This is a genomic window from Cupriavidus sp. H18C1 (genome assembly GCF_049311595.1).
Taxonomy (GTDB): domain Bacteria; phylum Pseudomonadota; class Gammaproteobacteria; order Burkholderiales; family Burkholderiaceae; genus Cupriavidus; species Cupriavidus cauae.
This window is the reverse complement of the sequence record NZ_CP186009.1, coordinates 380,127-399,842: the sequence shown is the minus strand read 5'-3', so window position 1 is coordinate 399,842 and position 19,716 is coordinate 380,127. Positions and strand designations below refer to the sequence as shown.

The window sequence follows — 19,716 nt, the reverse complement described above, 5'->3', positions numbered from 1 at the left end:
GCCCCGATCCCTGCCCCGGTTCCAGCCCCGGTCCCCCGCTCCGGCGCGGCATGCGAGGCGAGACCTGCCGCGTCCGCAGGCCGCCCGCACACGCCGCGCCCGCTTCTGGCATCATCCGGTTATTGGCGCGCGAACCGTCCCCCTTCGCGCCTTGCTGAACCCGCGGCAACGCTAATCGCCTCGCCGCCTTGCCCGTCCCGCTGTCGCCATGACGACCCCTGCCGCTCCCCAAGATCCCGAAGCCACCGGCGACGCCGCCGCACCGCCCGCCACGTCCTCCTTCGACGCACAAGAACTCGAGGCGCTCGCCGCGGCGTTTCACCGCGACGGCTTCGTGGTGTTGCGCGGCCTGGCGGAGCCCGCCTTGTGCGATGCGATGGAGCGCGTGGCGCGCGCCCAGCTGGCGGCGGCAGTGGAGCCCGTCGAATACGAGGCCGAACTGGGCTATCCCGGGGCACCCCGCAGCCGCGACGCGGCAGGCGGGGCCACCGTGCGGCGCCTGCGCCAGGCCTACGACCGCGATCCGGTGTTCCAGCAATGGGCGACCGATCCGCGCGTGGCCATGCTGGTCACCGCGCTGCTCGGCGAGCCGGCGCAGCTGACGCTGGCCCACCACAACTGCGTGATGACCAAGCATCCGACCTATGGCAGCCAGACCGGCTGGCATCGCGACACGCGCTACTGGTCGTTCGCCAGTCCGGAACTGGTGACGGTGTGGCTGGCATTGGGCAACGAGGACGAGCGCAACGGCGCGCTGCGCGTGATACCCGGCTCCCATCGCGTCGCGCTGGAACCGGGTCAGCTCGATGCCGCGGAGTTTCTGGTCGACAGCCATCCGGCCAGCGCCTCGCTGCTGGCGGGGGCGACGCCGCTGTCATTGCAGCGCGGCGACGTGCTGTTCTTCGACAGCCGGCTGTTCCATAGCGCGGGGCAGAACCTGTCCGACGCGGTCAAGCTGTCGGTTGCCTTCGCCTATCTCGGCCTGAGCAATCGGCCGCTGCCCGGCACGCGGTCGGCGCAGCACGGCATGGTGCAGCTGCCGGGCCCCATGGCCAGTTGAAGCGCTGAAGCGCGAAAGCGCGGAAGAAAACCGGGGAAGGCGCAGCCCCGAGGCGCGCAGGACCACGTGCGCGGCCCTCGGGTGCGCGGCCCTCGGATTCGCAGCACTCGGATGCACAGCCCCCAGGTGCGCAGCCCTCAGGTGCGCAGGCTGACGAGATTGGTGATCTTCTCGGACGCTTCCAGCAGCGGCGGCAGGAAACGGCGCACCATTTCCTCGGCGCTGGTGCGGTTGGCCTGGCCGCTGATGTTCATCGCGGCAATGACCTGGCCGGCCCGATTGCGGATCGGCGCCGACAGCGACACCAGTCCTTCCTCCAGCTCCTGATCGTTCTGCGCCCATCCCTGTTCGCGGATGCGCGCGATGATCGCCTTCAGTTCGTCGATATCGGTGACTGTGCGCTGCGTGCGCTTGCGCAGATCGCTGGCACGCAGCACGCGGTCGAGCTCCGCGTCGGACAGTCCGGCCAGCAGCACGCGGCCCATCGACGAGCAATAGGCGGGCAGCCGGCTGCCGATCGACAGATTGATCGTCATGATCTTGCGCGCGGGCACGCGTAGCACGTAGACGATCTCGGTTCCGTCCAGCACCGACACCGAGCAGCTCTCGTGCACCTGCTGCGACAGCGCCTCCATGATTGGCTCGGCCAGGTTCCAGAACGGCATCGAGGTCAGATAGGCGAAGCCGAGGTCGAGGATCTTCGGCGTCAGCCGGAACAGCCGGCCGTCGGCCTCGACGTAGCCCAATCCGACCAGCGTCAGCAGGATGCGCCGCGCGCCGGCACGCGTCAGGCCGCTGGCCTGCGCGATTTCGGTCAAGGTCTGGGCGGGACGCTGCGCATTGAAGGCGCGGATCACCGACAGCCCGCGTGCGAAGGACTGGACGTAGCTGTCGCTGGGCTTCTCGGCGGTGCCGCTGCTGCCGGTGTTGGCGACGTTGCCCGCCGCTTCGGCGGCGGACGGCTGGGAATCCTTGGAATCGTTCGGGGCGTGGCTGGCCATCGAGGTATCCCGGCTGGATGCCGAATGCGCACGGAAAGGCCGAAAGAGTAGTGGAAAAGGCCGCAAACCGCCAGAGGGGCATGCCGCGTTGCGCGACGACGCGTGGACGGGCACCGCTTGGCTGCGAACCCGGAGACCCGGAGACCGGGAGACCGGGAGACCGGGAGACCGGGAGACCGGGAGACCGGGAGACCCGGCGACTCGGCGACTCGGCGACCCGGCGACCGGGCATCCCGAGGCCCGCCAGCCCGCACGAGACTCCTCAGCGAAAGCTCTTCTGCACCAGCACGAACGCCGCGATCAGCACGCAGACCAGCGCGAAGCCGTGCAGCAGATCCATGCCGGCCAGCAAGGTGGCCTGGCGGTCCACCTCCTGCGAGATCCGCGCCAGATCGAAGGCCGACAGCCCGCCACCCTGCTGCAGGGCGGGCTCGAAGCGCGTCACGTGTTCGACCAGATGGGTGCGGTGCGTGGCCGCGCCTTCCTGCATCCACATGCTGGCCAGCCCGGTGCCCGTCGCCGAGGCGATCTGCTTGCAGACGTTCTTGAACTGGTAGGCGTGGGCGAAGTCCTCGACCGGCAGATCGAGGTAGGTCATCGAGGCGACCTGGATCATCAGCAGCACCGGCGTCAGCCCTTCCAGCAGCACCACCGGCACCAGCGCGTAGTCGGGCGCGCCCGGCATCAGCCGCTGCGACAGCAGCATCGCGGCGCAGGCGTAGACCACCAGGCCGGCCGCGATCACCCGCCGCTTGCGGAACACCATCGCCATGCACAGGGTCAGCACCACCGCGCCGATCGCCGACACGGTGCCGCTGACCGACAGCAGCATGCTGGTGGTGCGAAAGGTCAGGCCCAGCCCGCTCTGCGTCAGCGTCGGCAGCAGATAGGCCCAGATCGCCGACAGCAGGTAGTACAGCGTGTAGAAGCCCAGGCCGTACAGGTAGCGCCGGCCGAGCAGCCGCGACGGGTCGATCCACGGGTCCTGGTGCCGGTGCAGCCGCCAGGCGCAGAACAGCAGCAGCGCCAGCCCGGCCGCGGCCATCAGCGGCATGTGGGGCGTGCTGAAGAAGCGCGTGTAGCGCATCTCCTGCAGCGTGTGCAGCAGCACCAGCGCGCCGGCCGCGGCGCTGAGCGCGGCGGGCCAGTCCAGCGTCGATACCGGCGGATGCGGGTCGCGCGGACCACGGCGCGGGTAGGTCAGCGCCACCAGCGCCAGCACCGGCAGCGCGATCACGGCCTGGAACAGGAAGACCGCGCGCCAGCCGATCTCGTCAAGGAAGATGCCGGTCAGCCAGGGCGTCACCGCCAGCAGCCCGAACGAACCCAGGCCGAAGCGCAGCAGCAGCGGGGCGCGCTCGGCCGGCGCCGTCAGCAGCTGCACCAGGATGCGCGAGGCCGCGAACAGGCCCCCGGCACCCAGGCCCTCGACGGTCTTGCCGACGATCAGGCCCGTGGGCGAGCCGGCCTCCGCGCACAGGATCGCACCGAGCACGAACACCACCAGCGACGCCATCGTAAAGCGCTTGTAGGTGATGCGCCGCGCGACCTGGTCGAGCAGCATGTTCATCAGCACCGCGGCGGCGGCATAGGCGCTGACCGCGTACAGGTAGTCGCTGGGCGTCGCGTTGACGCCGCCCTGGATGTGCTGGCTCGCCACCGCCATCATCAGCGTCGACGAGAAGTCCAGCCCGGTGACCAGCCCCAGCGTCAGGCCAAACGCCGACAGGCGCAGCGGACCCATCTCGGGGTGCGAGGCGAGGCGCAGCGAAGGTGGCGGGGAAGCGGGGTTCGGCGCGGGGTTCGGGCCAGGATTGGGCGCGGGATGGCCGGCCGGCAGCGGTTGGTGGGGCATGGGCGCCAGCTTAGCGGCGCGCGCGTGCGGGAAAAACCGCGTGGGCTGGAAACTTCGTCCGGCTGCCGGAACAATCGTGTGGGGCCGGACGGAACGCGTGGGGAATGTGCGGGGAGCCCGCAGGGAACGCGTAGGAGCGCGCATGAGCGCAGCGAGCGCAGGGAACGCGCGCGAAACGAGCGGACAACGCGGGCCTCCCGGCATCTGCGTCCAACGCCCGCGCCCATGAAAAACCGGCCCGTGGGCCGGTTTTCGCTGGCACGCCCGAAGGCGCGCGCTGGCGTGCGGAGGCGTCAGGCGCCCTGGCCGAAGCGGTCGCGGCCGTCCGACACGTGGTCGGCGCGGGCGCCGTCCGTGTACGCGTCGACGCTGCGGGCGCCATCGGTGTAGGCGTCCACCGTGCGGGCGCCGTCGCTGTACGGGTCGGCCTTGCCGACATGCATCGAGGCGCCTTCGAGGCGCAGCACGTCGCGATCGAGCGTGGTGGCGTGCAGCGCGGTGGCGGACAGGGACAGGCCGGCGGCGCAGAGCAGCGCGAAGGCCAGGCGACGGGGTTGTGCAAGAGTCTTCATGGTTCTTTTTCCTTTGATCAAAGCCGCGTGGCCGGCATCAGCCGACCACACCGCCCGAATCTACGCCCGTCGTTTGCGTGGAAAAAGAGGGCCGGCAGCAACACACTGTTCAGGCAGGCGGACAATGGCAGCGAACCATCGGCAGGGAACCATCGGTAGGGCACCGCCGACAGGGAACCGCCGGCAAGGAAGCGCCAGCAGAGACCCACTGGCAGGGCTACACCGGGTCCGGCAGCGCCGGAGATCCTGGCTCAAAGCAGATGCCGCAGGCCGAACAGATTGACGCTCAGCCCGGCGATCACCATCAGCAGCACCTGCGCGAGGATGAACAGCACCAGCGGCGAGATATCGAAGCCGCCCAGGCGCGGGATCACGCGGCGGATCGGATCGAGCAGCGGATCGGTCAGCTGCTGGATCACCGGGGTGATCGGCGAGTGCGGGTTGACCCAGGACAGAATCGCCATCAGCAGCGTGACCCACATCACCAGGCTGATGCCCCACTTGAGCACGTTGAGCACCGCGATGCCGAGCACGGCGGGCAGCAGGCCGAGCGGGTTGCCGGCGGTCAGCCCGATCACCGCGAGCAGGAACACCACGGCGGTCAGCCAGGCCGCGACCACGGTGGCCCAGTCGATGCCGCCCACACCCGGGATGATTCGCCGCAGCGGCCGCACCAGCCAGTCGGTGACCTGGAATACCGCGTGCGAGATCGGATTGCGCGCCGGCAAGCGCGTCAGTTGCATCCACAGCCGCAGCAGCAGCGCCATGCCGAAGAGCGTGAAAACGGTGTCGAGCAGAAAGATGGCGATTTGCGAGAGCATCGGATTTCCGTGGTCGTGACGCAGGTGTCTGCGGACGCACAGATTCTGCCATACCCAGGATGCCCCGCGTAGCGCAACGGTGGCCTCGGCCGCAGACGCATACCGGTGCGCCGCACGATGCCTGACCGCCTTGCCGCGCACCTATAATGACGGCCGACTCCAGATTGCGGCCGCGCTGCCACGCCGGCCGCGCCATCGCACGCCATGACCCAGCCCCGTTCACCGAGCGCCACCGAGCTTGCCAAGCAGGACTTCGAGGCGTTGTCCGACTTCCGCTACCAGCTGCGGCGCTTCATGCGGTTCTCCGAAGACGCCGTGCGCGAGGAGGGCCTGACCGTGCAGCAGTATCTGTTGCTGCTGCATATCCGCGGCTTCCCCGGGCGCGACTGGGCCTCGATCGGCGAACTGGCCGAGCGGCTGCAGGCCAAGCAGCACGGCGTGGTCGCGCTGGTCAATCGCTGCGAGGCGGCCGGGCTGGTCAAGCGCAGGACCAATACGGCCGACCGCCGCGTGGTCCAGGTCCATCTGCAGCCCAAGGGCGAGCGTTGCCTGAACCGGCTGGCGCTGCTGCACCGGAGCGAGCTCGAATCGCTGCGCCACACCTTCCGCATCTCGCGCCTGACCGCCTTCAACGACGACGGCGCGTCGCGCGTCTAGGGCCGGCGTTTCAGGGTTTTTCAGGCCGGCTGCGCCAGCGCCTGCGCGAGGAAGGTCAGCGCGCGGCCATGGGCCAGCACTGCCGACGGCTGGTGATACGAGCCACGTGCCCAGCAGTTGAAGCCGTGGTCCGCGCCCGGATACACGTGGATCTCGGCGCGCGGGTTGCCGGCCATCGCGGCGCGGACCTGTTCGACCGCCTCGGGCGGGATATGGGCATCGCGCTCGCCATAGTGGAACTGGATCGGTACGCGCACCGCGCTGGCCTGGTCCAGCGCGCGCTGGATGCCGCCGCCGTAGTAGGGCACCGCCGCATCGACCAGCCCGCGCGCCGCGCTCAGGTACGCCAGCAGCCCGCCAAAGCAGTAGCCGACCGCGGCGATCTTGCCGTCCGGCCCGACCTGCGCGCGCAGCGCCTGGTGCGGTCAGCGCGATATCGTCGAGCGCGAGGTTCGGATCGGTGGCCTGGCGCAGCGCCAGCGCGCGCTCCATGTCGGCGCCGGCATAGCCGAGCTCGACCCGCGGCGCCTCGCGCCAGAACAGGTCGGGCGCCATCACCACATAGCCGTCCAGCGCGTACTGGTCGGCCACCGCGCGGATGTGTTCGTTGACGCCGAAGATCTCCTGGATCAGCACGATGCCCGGCGTGCCGGGACGCGTGCCGCCGGGTGGCAGGCTCAGGTAGGCATCGAAGGCGTGGGCGCCGGTGCCGACGCGGATCCAGCGCCGGAGCGCGTCGACTGCGGCGCCGGTGGCGGGGCCGGCTGCGGCGCCGGTGGCAGATTGGTTAGCGGCCATGGGTATTCCTCCATCGGTGGGCGGACAGGGTAAGGCAAGCCGCGCGCGCTTGCCAAGCGCGCAAGCCCGGCTGCGCGCCGCGCGGACGTTGCGCGGCCGCCCATGTAGGCGGATTCCGACAAGCGCCGGGGCCGGCGGCGGACGGCGGTTCCGTGCGGGGCTTGCCATACTGCTGGCGGAGGTCCGCGGGACATCCTGGTCCCGCTGCGCCTCCTTCGTTTCCGCAGGGATGTCGATGACCGCTGAAGACGCGCCTGAAAACCGGCAGCTTGCAGCCGGCGTAGCGCAGACGGAGCGCCGCGATGGCGCCCCGCGTGCCGCCGCGGGAAACCGTGCGCCGGCACCCGCCGCAGGGCTGCACCAACCTGCGCTGCTGCAGCCCGGCCGCAATTGCTGGCGCATCGAACGCGCATCGCGCTTCTCCATGCTGGTCGATGGCGAGGAGTACTTCCGCGCGCTGCGCTCGGCGCTGATCCAGGCGGAACACACCGTCTTCATCCTCGGCTGGGATATCGACAGCCGCTTCGAGCTGGTGCCCGGCGGCGCCGACGACGGCTTTCCGCGCGGGCTGCGCGATTTCCTCGATGCGCTGGTGCGGCGCCGCCGCCGGCTGCGCGTCTACGTGCTGAGCTGGGATTTCGCGATGGTCTACGCGATGGAGCGCGAGTGGCTGCCGGCGGTCAAGCTCGACTGGCAGACCCATCGCCGGCTGTCGTTCCGGCTCGACGCCCGCCATCCGGTGGGCGCCTCGCATCATCAGAAGGTCGTGGTGATCGACCACAGCCTGGCCTTCGTCGGCGGACTGGACCTGACGCGCTGCCGCTGGGACACGCCCTCGCATGCGCTGCAGGACCCCCCGGCGGGTCGATCCCGACGGCAAGCCCTATGGCCCGTTCCACGACGTGCAGGCGGTGGTCGAGGGCGACGTGGCCCGCGCGCTTGGCGAAATGGCGTCCGAGCGCTGGCGCCGGGGCACCCGGCGCGAGCCGCGCGCGGCCGATCCGGCCGAAGGCCGCGGCCGGCGGCTGTGGCCCGACGGCGTCGCCCCGCTGCTGACCGATGTGCCGGTGGCGATCGCCCGCACCGCCCCCGCCTTCGCCGGCGAGCCCGGCGTCGGCGAAATCCGCGCCCTGCATCTGGACGCGATCGCTGCCGCGAGGCGGACCCTGTATCTCGAGAACCAGTATTTCAGCTCCGGCGTGCTGGCCGACGCGCTGGCCGCGCGGCTGGCCGAACCCGGCGGCCCCGAGGTGGTGCTGGTCTCGCGCCGCAGCGAAAGCGGCTGGCTGGAGGAGCACAGCATGGGCGTGCTGCGCGCCCGCGCGCACCGCAAGCTGCGCAGCGTCGATGCGGACCATCGCTATCGGCTCTATTACCCCCATCTGCCGGGCGAGGGCGAGCCGGGCCCCGATGGCGAACCGCTGCCCGGCATCAATGTGCACAGCAAGGTCATGGTGGTCGACGACACCTTGCTGACGATCGGCTCGGCCAACCTGAACAATCGCTCGATGGGGCTCGACACCGAATGCAATCTGGTGATCGAGGCCGGCGGGGGACGCCCGCATCGCCGCCGCGATCCGCGCGATGCGCGCGCGGCTGGTGGCCGAGCACCTGGCCTGCGATGCCGGCGAACTGGCCGCCGCCCATGCGCGCGGCGAGCCGCTGCACGACACCATCGCCCGCTGCCATCGGCCCGGCCAGCGGACCTTGCAGGCCTTCGATCCGCCGCTGGTGCCCGAGGTGGACGCGGTGGTGCCCGACGAGCGCCTGCTCGACCCGATCGAGCCGATCGATCCGGACGGCCTGGTCGATGAATTCCTGACGCACGAGGCGCGTCCGCGCGTGATCGGCCGCCTGGGCATGGCGATCCTGCTGCTGGTGGTGCTGGCAGGCCTGGCATTTGCGTGGCGCTATACCCCGCTGCGCGAATGGGCGGACTTCCGCCGCGTGCTAGACGTGGTCGAGCGGATCCGCGACATGCCGATGGCGCCGCTGGCGATGCTCGGCGCCTATGTGGCCGCGGGGCTGGTGATGGTGCCGGTGACGCTGTTGATCGTGGTCACGGTGATCGTGTTCGGCCCCGTCAAGGGCGCGCTGTGCGCGCTCGGCGGCGTGGTGCTCAGCGCCGCCACCGGCTATGGCATCGGCCGCTTCGTCGGCCGTGACGCGGTACGGCGCTATGGCGGCAAGCGCTTGAACGCGCTGAGCCAGCAGGTCGGCCAGCACGGATTGCTGGCGATGGTGGTGCTGCGGCTGGTGCCGGTCGCGCCGTTCACGCTGGTCAATCTGGTGGTGGGGGCCTCGCGCATCCGCTTTCGCGATTGCCTGCTCGGCACGCTGATCGGCATGACGCCGGGCATCGTGATCTCCGCCTCGCTGGTCGACCGCATCGCCGCGGTGGCGCGCAATCCGAACCCGCTGACGGTGGCGCTGCTGCTGCTGGTGCTGCTGATCCCGCTGAGCGTGCTGTGGCTGCTGCGCCGGCGCCGGCGCGCGGATGCCGCCCAGGCGGCGCAGGCGGCGGAGGCGGCCCAGGCCGCCAGGGAGGCCCAGGTCGCGCAGGCGATGCAGCCCGCGCAGACCACCCAGGCGGTGCATCGCGCCGCCATCGGCGAACCCCGCCATGGAGGGCATGCATGAGTCGGATCTATCCATTCCGGGCCGGCGACCTCGCGGAACCGGTCCCGCGCACACCGAGGGGAAGCCGCCGCCGCCGCGGCGCCGGCGCAGTTCCTGGTGGCCAGCTACAACATCCACGGCGGTATCGGCGTGGACGGGCGCTTCCTGCCGAAGCGGATCGCCGGCGTGCTGTCGGAACTGCAGGCGGACATCGTCGCGCTGCAGGAAGTCGAATCGCGCAGCACCGGCTTCGACATGCTGGCCTATCTGCGCGACGAGACCGGCTATCACGCGATTCCCGGGCCGACGCTGACCCGGCATGACGGCGAATATGGCAACGCGCTGCTGACGCGCTTTCCGCCGAGCCGGGTCCGCCAGATCGACCTGAGCGTGGGCCGCCACGAACCGCGCGGCGCGATCGACGCGACGCTGAGCTGTCCCGATGGCGTGCATGCCGCCCCCGCTGCGGGTGATCGCCACCCATCTGGGGCTGTGGCCGGGCGAGCGCCGCATGCAGGTGCGCCGGCTGCTGACGTCGCTGGCCGAACAGCCCGGCGTGCCCACCGTGCTGCTGGGCGACGTCAACGAATGGTTCCTGTGGGGCCGGCCGCTGCGCTGGCTGCATGCGTACTTCGACGGGGCGCCGCACGTGCCCACCTTCCCGTCGCGGATGCCGGTGCTGGCGCTCGATCGGCTGTGGTGCTGTCCCCCGCTCGGTGCTGGCCTCGGTGTCGAGCCACCGCAGCCCGCTGGCGCGGATCGCCTCGGACCATCTGCCGCTGCTGGCGCGGCTGCATGCGCGGCCGGCCGTGCCGGCGGCCACGTCATCCGCGGCGGTGGCGGACGAGGAAGCCGATCTGGCCAGGCAGGCCGATCAGCCGTCGCGGTAGGCGTCCAGGCGGTTGTACAGGGTCTTCAGGCTGATGCCGAGCGCCTGCGCGGCGCGGCGCTTGTCGCCGTCGAAGCGGGCCAGCGTGGCGAGGATCAGGCCGCGCTGCGCATCGGCCAGCGTGGTGCCGATCCGTACGTTCAGCACGCCGTCGGCGGCGGTGGGCAGCGGCGGCTGGGAGGCGATGTTCGGGTTCGGCAGTTCGATCACGCGGTCGGCCAGGATGAAGGCGCGATAGACCGTGTTGCGCAGCTCGCGCACATTGCCCGGCCAGCCGTACTGGCACAGGCGCTCCAGCGCGCTGGCCGAGAACACCTTGTCGGCGCCTTCGGCGGCGTTCAGTTCGGCCAGGAAGTGCTTGGCCAGCGGAACGATGTCCTCGCGCCGCTCGCGCAGCGGCGGGATATGCAGCGGCACCACGGCGAGCCGGTACAGCAGGTCCTCGCGCAGCACGCCGCTGCGCACGGCCTCCAGCGGATCGCGGTTGGTCGCCGAGACGATGCGCACGTCGCAGACCACCTGGGCGTCGCCGCCGACGCGATGGAAGGTGCGCGTCTCCAGCACCCGCAGCAGCTTGATCTGCATGTCGGGCGCCATTTCGGTGACCTCGTCGAGGAACAGCGTGCCGCCGTGCGCCTGCTCGAAATAGCCGGCCTTCTGCTGCATCGCGCCGGTGAATCCGCCCTTTTCGTGGCCGAACAGTTCCGATTCGATCAGCGTCGGGGCGATCGCGCCGCAATTGACGGCCACGAACGGCTTGCCGCGCCGGTTGCTGCGCTCATGTATCGCGCGGGCCACCAGCTCCTTGCCGGTGCCGCTTTCGCCGACGGCCAGCATCGGCACGTCGGTGGCCGCGACGCGGGGGAATCTGTTCGAGCAGCCGGCGCATCGCCGGCGAGGTGCTGCGCCATAGCAGCGCAAAGTCGTCGCGCGCGGGCCCGTGGCCGCCATCCTCGCGTGGGTGGTCCCGCGCGGGTTCCCGATGGCGGGAGCGCGTCGTGTCCGGCAGATCGTTCGAGGTGCTGGTCGACATGTAGCGAAAGGCGGAGCGGAAATAGAGACGACGGTAGAGATGAAAGTCAAGACGGGCGGCCGGCGGACGGTGGACGGGTGCTGGCAGTGCGTCCACGCTCTTCGCGAGCGCCGCATCGCGGCTCGCGTAACGCCATGCTAGCCTGCGATCGCGCCGGCCACCATTGCCGTTTGTCCGACAAGCCGGTCTGGCGCGGCCGGCGGCTGAAGGGGGCCCGACGGCGGACGATGTCAGACTAACACCGGTATGGCTGGGCTTGCCGCTTGCATAGAATGGGGTCTATTCAGGGCAGCAACGCCCGCCGCGGCGGCAACCGCCACGGCGCCTGTCTCATTTCCACCATTCCGGTCAAGGGTTTCAGCGGCCGGCATCAGTCAAGCCTATGCCTCACATCCTGATCGTCGACGACGACGAGAACACCTGTGCAGCGCTGGCCGAGATCGCCGCGGCCGAGGGCTTCACCGCGGCCACCGCGGGCGACCTGCGCGAAGCGTGCCTGCAGATCGGCTGGCAGATGCCCGATGCGGTGCTGGCCGACCTGAAGCTGCCCGACGGCGACGGCAAGGATCTGTTCAACGAAGTCGGCTCGGCCGGCGTCGACATCATCCTGATGACCGGCTACGCCAGCGTCGAGAGCGCAGTCGAGGCGCTGCGCCTGGGCGCCACCGACTATCTGGTCAAGCCGATCAATGTCGCGCGCCTGCAGACGGTGCTCAAGCGCATCGCCACCACCGGGGACCTGAAGGCCGAGGTGCGCTCGCTGCGCGGCGAACTGCGCCGTTACGGGCGCTTCGGCCGGCTGCTGGGCAGTTCGGAGGCGATGCAGGCGGTCTATGACCAGATCAGCAAGGTCGCGCCCACCGAGGCCACCGTGCTGCTGGTCGGCGAGAGCGGCACCGGCAAGGAGCTCGCCGCGCAGACCGTGCACGAACTGTCGCCGCGCCGGCGCCAGCCTTTCCTCGCCGTCAACTGCGGCGCGATCTCGCCGAACCTGATCGAGTCGGAGATGTTCGGCCACGAGCGCGGCAGCTTCACCGGCGCCGAGCGCCAGCACAAGGGCTATTTCGAGCGCGCGGCCGGCGGCACGCTGTTCCTCGACGAAATCACCGAGATGCCGATCGAGCTGCAGGTCAAGCTGCTGCGCGTGCTCGAGGCCGGCACCTTCATGCGCGTGGGCACCAACCGCGAGCTGCGCGCCGACGTGCGCGTGGTCGCGGCGACCAACCGCAATCCGGAGGAGGCGGTTGCCGAGGGCAAGCTGCGTGCGGACCTGTATCACCGCCTCAACGTGTTCCCGATCGAACTGCCGCCGCTGCGCACCCGCGGCGACGACGTCGCGCAGCTGGCCGGCGCCTTCCTCGATCAGCTCAACGCCGAGCACGGCACGCAGCGCCGCTTCGGCCCCGAGGTGCTGGCCAATCTGCGGCTGCATTCGTGGCCGGGCAATGTGCGCGAGTTGCGCAACTTCGTGCAGCGCGCCTTCATCATGGCGGAGGACGATGTCATCGCCGAATCGCCGGTGCCGCTGCAGGCCGCGGCCTCGCAGGTGCCGGCCACCGCGATCGTCACGGTGCCGGTCGGCATGTCGCTGGCCGATGCCGATCGCGAACTGATCTTCGCCACGCTGGAGCAGTGCGCCGGCGTCAAGAAACATGCCGCGGAAATCCTCGGCATCAGCCTGAAGACCCTGTACAACCGGCTCGAGGAATATGCGGCCGGCGGCAAGCTGCCGGAGTCGTTCAAGACCTCCGGCAATGGCGCCAGCAATGGAACCGGCAGCGGCGCCAACAGCGGCGCGCACGATCGGCCCCCGGCCACCAGTTGAAGTTACACGAGAGCCCCTGCCGCCTGTCCTTCCCGCCCCTACTGCCGAAGCCAATGGCCTGGCCCAAACTATGCTTGGGCTCGGAAATACGGCCCCGCCGCATCGGCGCAGCGACCCCCGAAATGATTCCATCCTTCATGTCCAAGCGACCTTTCCCCTCCAGCCGCGCCGATGCGGAAAACGGCGGCCAATCCGGCGGAGCGGGCACCGAGCACCGGGTGCCGGCGACTGTCGATGCGACTTCCGAGGTCACGACGCTGATCGACCAGGTCTCGCACGATCTGCGCTCGGCGCTGAACGGCGTCCAGAGCTGGGCCTACGTGCTGGACCATTCGCTGGATGCGCCCACCGCGCCGGTGCAACGCGCGCTGGCCGGGCTGCGTACGGCCATGCAGCAGCAGGTCATGCTGATCCAGCATATGGAAGAGGCGGTGCGGCTGCTGGCCGACGAGACCGAGCCGCAATGGGAGGCGGTGGACCTGGCGGCCGCGATGGCGCAGGCGATGGATGCGGTCAAGCCGGCAGCCGAATCGCGCCGCGTCACGCTGGCCGACGTGCTGGTGCACGACGGCGAGGGCAGCCGCGGCGATGCGCTCGTGCAAGCGGACCCGCGCCGGCTCGAGCCGATGCTGCGCCATCTGGTGCTGCATTGCCTGAAGCAGGCGCGCAATGGCGACACCATCGACGCGCATCTCGAACCGGCGGACGACCATGTAAAGCTGCGCCTCACCGAAAGCCGCACGACGGCCGATCGCATCAAGGAACGCCTGTCGGTACTGTCCGAGTTTTTCCGGCGCGATGTTGGCAATGACGGCGCCGCGCCGGCGCGGCAGAGTTCCGCGCTGCTGCTGGCGCGCCGCATGGCGGAACTGCATGGCGCTACGCTCGGCGCCGAGCCGTCGACGCAATGCGAGCAGGACGGCGAGAGCGCCTGCATCGCTGTCACCTTCCCGCGCGTGCCGCCGGCGGCCGCTGCGACAGGCATCGAGGCACCTTCCCTGCCCCCCTTCGGGACCTTCTGCCGGCGCTTGATTTCGCTTTTTCCCCGCCGTCCTTTTCTCCCTTTCCTACCCGCCTGACCCGCGTTCGCGTCGCAAGTACTTTTTACGTGCGATGCACTTTGTGCAACGGGAAGTGCTGTCGTATGCGCCGCTTGCGCGCCGGTCCCGGCATCCCCTCTTCTGGCCCGTCGCTTGCATCTGTTTCGCTATTCCAATCGAGCAGGAGCCGATGATGCAGAAGGCCAAGACCGCGACCCCCCTCCGCCCATGGAACCGCCGCCAAGTCTGCTTCCGCCAGCGCGGCGAAGCCGAGCAAGCAGAAGAGCGCCGCGCAGCAGGACGACGAAAAGCAGAGCAGCGCGTGCACCTATCAGCAAGCCGTCGACGAATCGGTGGAGATGACCTTCCCGGCCAGCGATCCGATCTCGCCCAGCGCCGCCATGCATGCCGAGAAGGAGACCAGCACCGACGTGGACGACACCGACTGGGAGATCGAACCGGGCAGCGCGCACCAGCCCGAGGGCGCGCGTCCCGCGGCCGAACGCAAGGGCGCAGCGGGCAAGGACGGGGCGAAGGCTTCGGACGACAAGGACGAGAAGGACGAGAAGGAGGGCAGGGACGACAAGGGCGAAAAGTCCGGCAAGACCGCGGGCGCTAAAGCCGCTGCGACGAAGACCGGCTCCACCGCCAAGTCCAAGGGCAAGTCCTGATGCCAGCCGGGCTGGCGTCGCGACCGCCGAACGCCATGCCGAATCCGATTGCCGATCCATCGCTCGCCAAGCGGGTGTCTGCCAACCGATTCGAAGGAGCCAGCATGTCCCTGATCATCGCCGGACGCTTTGATACGTTCGCCCAGGCCGAGGCGGCGGCGGGCCAGTTGTTTGCCCGGGGTTTCGCCGAGGACGACGTGACCTTGTTCTTCGTCAATCCCCCGGGGCAGCATGGACGCTTCCCGCTCGGCGGCGACGTGGCGGTCGATGCGGGTACCCGCAAGGCGGGTGCCGGCGCCGGCCGCGGCATCGTATTCGGTGCCATCGCGGGCGCCGTGATCGGCGCGGTGGCGCTGGCGCTGATGCAGGCCTCCGTGCTGGTGCTGGCATTGGCCACGGGCCTGGGCGCCTATCTGGGTTCGCTGGTCGGCGCGCTGTCGATGACGCGCGATCCCGACCGGGTATCGAACGCCCCCCGATCCCGATCGCCAGGTCAAGACCGAGCGCGATGCCGGCGTGCTGCTGGCCGTGCACGTCAATCCCGACACGCGCGAGACGGCCGCCGAGGTATTGCGCCAGGCGGGCGCCAAGGACGTCGAACGTGCCTACGGGCGCTGGAGCGAAGGCCGCTGGGTCGATTTCGACCCGCTGGCGCCGCCGGTGCCGGCCAGCCGTCCGTGACGTGGGCCATGCCGATGCGTGCCGACGCCGCGCGATGATGACGATGCGGCGGCGATGAAGGGGCGCGAGGGCGCCATTGTGTCAACCGACAACCGAAGCAGGAGTCGCCAATGAACCCACTCGACAGAGACCCGCGCGATCCGCGAGATATCCGTGACCCTCGCGATCCCCGCGATCCCCCGGGACCTGCGCGATCCGACCGCGGCCCGCGCGCCGGCCGGCGCGACCATCGTCGGCGATGTCGACACCAATGCGAGCGGGCCCGGTCCCTTCGTGATGGCGGCCGATACGCTCGAAGGCAACAGCGTGATCGGACCCGCCGGCGAGGACCTCGGCACCATCGACCACATCATGCTGGACGTGCAGGGCGGCCGCGTCGCCTATGCGGTGCTGTCGTTCGGCGGCTTCCTCGGCATCGGCGAGAAGCTGTTCGCGGTGCCGTGGTCGGCGCTGACGCTTGATACGCGGCGCAAGTGTTTCGTGCTGGGGGTCGACAAGGACAAGCTGAAGGCCGCGCCCGGCTTCGACAAGGACCACTGGCCGGCGATGGCGGACCCGCAATGGGCGACCAGCATCCACCAGTACTACGGGACCTCGCCGTATTGGAAGGAGGATTCGTACGATCCGTGGGCTTGATGGCGTTGCAGTGCTAGGCCCGCTTGCGCTGCGGGCTGCGCGATCCGCTGTCGGAACTGGCGGTAGCGGCCGTACTGGCCCGCTTGGCCGCGGTCTTCTTTGTCGACGCTGACGCCTTGCCGGACTTGGCCGCGCTCTTGCGGCTGCTTGCCGGCTTGGCGTCCTTGTCCTTGCTGTCCCTGGTGTCGGTACGAGACGTCGATTTGCGCGCGGTCTTGCGCGCCCCCGTGGCGCGCTTGCGCGGGCTCGCGCGCGGAGTCTCGTCTTCTTCCTGCTCGTCCGCTTCCCCGGGCTGCGCGTCGTCGTCCGCTTCCGCGCGCGCACCTCCGCGGCCGCCACGGCGTTTGATGCTTTCCTTGAGCAGCGCCATCATGTCGATCACCTCGGCCGACTTGCGCGGTTCTCCGCTGTCCGGCTCGGCCGGCGTCAGCAGGTGCGTCTTGCCTTCGGCGATCTTCCCTTCGATGCGCTCCATCAGGTCGTCGCGATAGGTATCGCGATAGGCCTCGGGGTTCCAGTCCTCCTGCATGTCCTCGACCAGCCGGGTCGCCATCTCGATCTCGCGCGGGCTGACGCCCTGCTGCTTGCCGGTGCTCTTGGGCAGCTTCAGCTCGTCCATCGGCAGCACCTCCTCGGCCCAGCGCATGGTGTTGAGCACCAGCGCATCGCCGAGCACCAGCACCGCCGCCAGATGCTGGCGGTTGTGGACCACCACCAGGGCCAGCGCCGCGCGCCCGGTGCGGCGCAGGGTCTCGCGCAGCAGCGCATAGCCCTTCTCGCCGCGCCGGTCCGGCTCGAGATAGTAGGGCGTCTCGAAGTAGTACGGCGGGATCTGGTCGGCCTGCACGAAGCTGACGATATCGACGGTCTGCGTCGCCTCGACGTTGGCCTGCCGGAAGTCCTCCGGCGACAGCAGCACGTACTCGCCCTTCTCGTACTGGTAGCCCTTGACGATATGGTCCTTGTCGACCGGCTTGCCGGTCTTCTTGTTGATGCGCTGATAGCCGACCGGCGCCATGTCGCGCTCGTCGAGCCAGTCGAAGTCGAGCGCGTTGTCGCGCGCGGCCGCCTTCAGCACGACCGGGATATTGACCAGGCCAAAGGAGATGGCGCCTTTCCAGATGATGCGTGGCACAGGGAAACTCCGGGTCTTGGACCGTCAGGCGAGGGCGGCCGCGCGCCCTCAGGCGCGCTGCGGCGGGGGCGGCGGCACGTCGCCCGGCGGCGGGTCGATGACCGGCTCGTGCGGATCGATCGGCGGCACCTCGGGTTCGGGCGTAGTCGGCGGCTGGTCCGGGGTTTGATCCGGTTCTGGCGTGGTATGCATGCGTTTCTCCATCGAAGATGTCGGCCCGGAGGCGGTGGAACCGGTGTCCGTGCTGCTGTCCACCGGACGCCCCAACGGCGAATGCAGGGGCGGCGGCGTGGCCGCGCCGGCATTGGCCTCGGCGCGCCCCTCGGTGCGCCCCTCGCTGCGGCCATCGCGGCATTCGTCCAGCAGGCGCGACAGCACCTCCAGGTCGACCGGCTTGGTCAGGTGGTCGTCGAAGCCGGCGGCCTGCGTACGCAGCTTGTCGCCGGGCTGGCCGTAGCCGGTCAGCGCCACCACCTTCATCGCCTGCAGCTCCGGTATCGCACGCAGCCGCTGCGCGATCTCGAAGCCGTCCATGCCCGGCATGCCCAGATCCAGCAGCACCAGCTCGGGCTTGTACTTGACCGCGCGCACGATCGCGGCGGCGCCGTCGAGCGCCGTGATCACGGTATGGCCCAGCGCTTCCAGCGTCATCGCCATCGCCTCGAGGGCGTCGACGTTGTCGTCGACCACCATCACGGTGCGCGGCTTGCCGGCCGGTGCCTGCCGTCCGCCCAGCGTCGGCTGCCAGCTGCGCCACGGCTGCATCGGCAGCTGCACGATGAAGCTGCTGCCATGGCCGGGCCCGTTGCTCTGCACCGACAGCTGGCCGCCATGCATGCTGACCAGCCGATGGACCAGCGACAGGCCGATGCCGGGGCCATTGCCGCCGGCCACGGCGATATTGCCGTTGGCGCCGTCGCGCTCGAAGGTCTCGCGCAGGCCCTGCAGCCGTTCGGGCGACAGCCCGGTGCCGTTGTCGGTGATCCGGATGGTCACCATGCCTTGATCGGCCTGCGCCTCGATCGACAGCAGGCCGTCGGGAGGCGTGTACTTGGCCGCGTTGTTCAGCAGGTTGCCGAAGATCTGCGTCAGGCGCACCAGGTCGCCGCGCACCGGCATGGGACCCTCGGGCACCGACAGGCGCAGCTGATGGTTGCGCGATTCGATCAGCGGGCGGACGGTTTCCACCGCGGTGTTCAGCGCGGAACGCAGCTCGACCAGGTCGTCGCGCAGCGTGATGGTGCCGCGCGTGAAGCGCGAGATGTCGAGCAGATCGTCGACCAGCCGGGTCAGGTGATAGAGCTGCCGGGCGATGATGTCGCGCGCCTTGAAGCTGTCCTCGCGCGACGGCGCGCAGTGCATCAGCAGATCGGCGGCGCTGCGCATCGGCGCCAGCGGGTTGCGCAGCTCGTGCACCAGCATCGCGAGGAAATCGTCCTTGCGGCGTTCTTCCTCGCGCAGCATCTTCTCGGCGCGCTTCTGCTGCGTGATGTCCTCGCACACGCCGACCACGCGGTAGAACTCGCCGCTGGCGTTGTTGACCGGGAAGGCGCGCGCGCGGACGTCGCGCGTCTGGCCGTCGGCGTGGACCAGCGCGAATTCGAGATCCATATGGCCATCGCGCAGCATCGCCTCGCAGGCCGCCTGCACGCGTTCCCGGTCGGACTCCGCCACCCAGCCGAAGCAGGCGCTGCCGTGCTGATGCAGGTCTTCCACCGGACGGCCGGTCAGCGTGACGAACGCCGGGCCGACGAACAGGAACTTGCGCTCCTGCGGATCGAAGATCCACAGCACGTCGGACAGGTTGTCGGCCAGCTGGCGGAACAGGAACTCGTTGTCGCGCAGCGCCTGCGAGGTACGGTGGTAGGCCTCCTCGGCCCGCCGCAGCCGCAGCAGCGCCTTGACGCTGGACACCAGCTCCTCCGGCTCGACCGGTTCCACCAGATAGCTATCGGCGCCGTGGTCCAGCGCCTCGACCCGGTAGCGCGGGTCGCTGGCCGAACCGGACGTATGCAGGATCAGCGTGCGGCAGCTTTGCGGGTCGTCCTTGATGATGCGGCAGACATCCAGGCCGTCGATGTCCGGCAGCTTCATGTCCAGCAGCACCAGGTCCGGCGCGTAGCGGCGCACCAGCGACAGCGCCGACTCGCCGGTCGACGCTTCCAGCACGGCATAGTCCGCGCGGCGCAGGATGCGGCCCTTGATGTAGCGCGAACCCTCGTTGTCGTCGACCACCAGCACCAGGGGCCGGTTGTCCCGGGAATCGGACGACATTCTGGTATCGATCGGACTCATGCTGTCCTCGCCATGGGCAGGCATGCGGGGCGCCAAGGGGGCGGCAGGTCGGTTTTTGCGTTCGGCGCGACCCCGCTGCCGACGCGGTTTGTAATAATTACCAATCTAGCTCTCCAACGCTTGTAGTT

The 19,716-nt window shown here is 69.7% G+C and carries 13 protein-coding genes and 5 pseudogenes; 10 read left to right on the top strand and 8 right to left on the bottom strand.

Annotation, left to right across the window (positions count from 1 at the left end):
- Nucleotides 1–208 precede the first annotated feature (208 nt).
- Nucleotides 209–1,060, top strand: coding sequence for a phytanoyl-CoA dioxygenase family protein (locus tag OJJOAM_RS17685; RefSeq protein WP_422650577.1), 852 nt, complete (start codon nt 209–211; stop codon nt 1,058–1,060).
- Nucleotides 1,061–1,197: 137 nt separating this feature from the next.
- Here OJJOAM_RS17685 and OJJOAM_RS17680 read toward each other — a convergent pair whose 3' ends face one another.
- From OJJOAM_RS17680 to OJJOAM_RS17665, 4 genes are all read right to left on the bottom strand, one after another.
- Nucleotides 1,198–2,061 (bottom strand): IclR family transcriptional regulator, encoded by an 864-nt coding sequence (locus OJJOAM_RS17680; protein ID WP_422650576.1) that lies wholly within the window; start codon nt 2,059–2,061, stop codon nt 1,198–1,200.
- 262 nt (nt 2,062–2,323) lie between these two features.
- A complete protein-coding gene (locus OJJOAM_RS17675; RefSeq protein ID WP_422650575.1) occupies nt 2,324–3,916 on the bottom strand; it encodes an MFS transporter in 1,593 nt (530 codons plus the stop codon).
- Nucleotides 3,917–4,209: 293 nt separating this feature from the next.
- Nucleotides 4,210–4,488 carry a hypothetical protein gene (locus OJJOAM_RS17670; RefSeq protein WP_149320177.1) on the bottom strand — a complete coding sequence of 93 codons (279 nt, stop codon included), beginning with the start codon at nt 4,486–4,488 and terminating at the stop codon, nt 4,210–4,212.
- A 251-nt stretch (nt 4,489–4,739) separates the two neighbouring features.
- The gene (locus tag OJJOAM_RS17665) at nt 4,740–5,309 is read right to left on the bottom strand and encodes a YggT family protein (protein WP_149320178.1); all 570 of its coding nucleotides are present in this window, start codon (nt 5,307–5,309) and stop codon (nt 4,740–4,742) included.
- 204 nt (nt 5,310–5,513) lie between these two features.
- On the opposite strand from OJJOAM_RS17665, the gene OJJOAM_RS17660 reads away from it, so the two are divergent.
- Nucleotides 5,514–5,966, top strand: a complete 453-nt coding sequence (locus OJJOAM_RS17660; protein WP_422650574.1) for a MarR family winged helix-turn-helix transcriptional regulator — start codon at nt 5,514–5,516, stop codon at nt 5,964–5,966.
- 20 nt (nt 5,967–5,986) lie between these two features.
- On the opposite strand, the pseudogene OJJOAM_RS17655 reads toward OJJOAM_RS17660, so the two are convergent.
- Nucleotides 5,987–6,764: pseudogene (locus tag OJJOAM_RS17655) on the bottom strand (dienelactone hydrolase family protein).
- 235 nt (nt 6,765–6,999) lie between these two features.
- Here OJJOAM_RS17655 and OJJOAM_RS17650 point away from each other — a divergent pair.
- The 3 genes and pseudogenes from OJJOAM_RS17650 to OJJOAM_RS17640 all read left to right on the top strand — a co-directional run bounded on the left by OJJOAM_RS17650 (nt 7,000) and on the right by OJJOAM_RS17640 (nt 10,273).
- Nucleotides 7,000–9,404: pseudogene (locus tag OJJOAM_RS17650) on the top strand (VTT domain-containing protein).
- Between the two features lie 96 nt (nt 9,405–9,500).
- A pseudogene (locus OJJOAM_RS17645) lies at nt 9,501–9,833 on the top strand (endonuclease/exonuclease/phosphatase family protein); the annotation flags it as partial.
- A 278-nt stretch (nt 9,834–10,111) separates the two neighbouring features.
- Entirely contained in the window at nt 10,112–10,273 is a 162-nt protein-coding gene (locus OJJOAM_RS17640; protein ID WP_422651093.1) for a hypothetical protein, read from the top strand.
- Here the strand turns inward: OJJOAM_RS17640 and OJJOAM_RS17635 are convergent.
- Nucleotides 10,258–11,305: pseudogene (locus OJJOAM_RS17635) on the bottom strand (sigma-54 interaction domain-containing protein). The gene OJJOAM_RS17640 and the pseudogene OJJOAM_RS17635 overlap by 16 nt on opposite strands.
- Nucleotides 11,306–11,687: 382 nt before the next feature.
- Between OJJOAM_RS17635 and OJJOAM_RS17630 the strand changes: the two are divergent.
- The 5 genes and pseudogenes from OJJOAM_RS17630 to OJJOAM_RS17610 all read left to right on the top strand — a co-directional run bounded on the left by OJJOAM_RS17630 (nt 11,688) and on the right by OJJOAM_RS17610 (nt 16,158).
- Nucleotides 11,688–13,130 (top strand): sigma-54-dependent transcriptional regulator, encoded by a 1,443-nt coding sequence (locus OJJOAM_RS17630; RefSeq protein ID WP_422650573.1) that lies wholly within the window; start codon nt 11,688–11,690, stop codon nt 13,128–13,130.
- Between the two features lie 137 nt (nt 13,131–13,267).
- Nucleotides 13,268–14,209: a sensor histidine kinase gene (locus tag OJJOAM_RS17625; protein WP_422650572.1), complete on the top strand. Its 942-nt coding sequence runs from the start codon at nt 13,268–13,270 to the stop codon at nt 14,207–14,209.
- Between the two features lie 320 nt (nt 14,210–14,529).
- Nucleotides 14,530–14,841 carry a hypothetical protein gene (locus OJJOAM_RS17620; RefSeq protein WP_422650571.1) on the top strand — a complete coding sequence of 104 codons (312 nt, stop codon included), beginning with the start codon at nt 14,530–14,532 and terminating at the stop codon, nt 14,839–14,841.
- Between the two features lie 104 nt (nt 14,842–14,945).
- Nucleotides 14,946–15,522 (top strand): annotated as a pseudogene (locus tag OJJOAM_RS17615) (hypothetical protein).
- Between the two features lie 153 nt (nt 15,523–15,675).
- On the top strand, nt 15,676–16,158 hold the full coding sequence (locus OJJOAM_RS17610; protein WP_422650570.1) for a PRC-barrel domain-containing protein: 483 nt from the start codon (nt 15,676–15,678) through the stop codon (nt 16,156–16,158).
- Between the two features lie 13 nt (nt 16,159–16,171).
- Here OJJOAM_RS17610 and OJJOAM_RS17605 read toward each other — a convergent pair whose 3' ends face one another.
- Nucleotides 16,172–17,293: a Ku protein gene (locus OJJOAM_RS17605; protein ID WP_422650569.1), complete on the bottom strand. Its 1,122-nt coding sequence runs from the start codon at nt 17,291–17,293 to the stop codon at nt 16,172–16,174.
- 48 nt (nt 17,294–17,341) lie between these two features.
- A complete protein-coding gene (locus OJJOAM_RS17600; protein ID WP_422650568.1) occupies nt 17,342–19,567 on the bottom strand; it encodes a response regulator in 2,226 nt (741 codons plus the stop codon).
- Nucleotides 19,568–19,716: the final 149 nt, after the last annotated feature.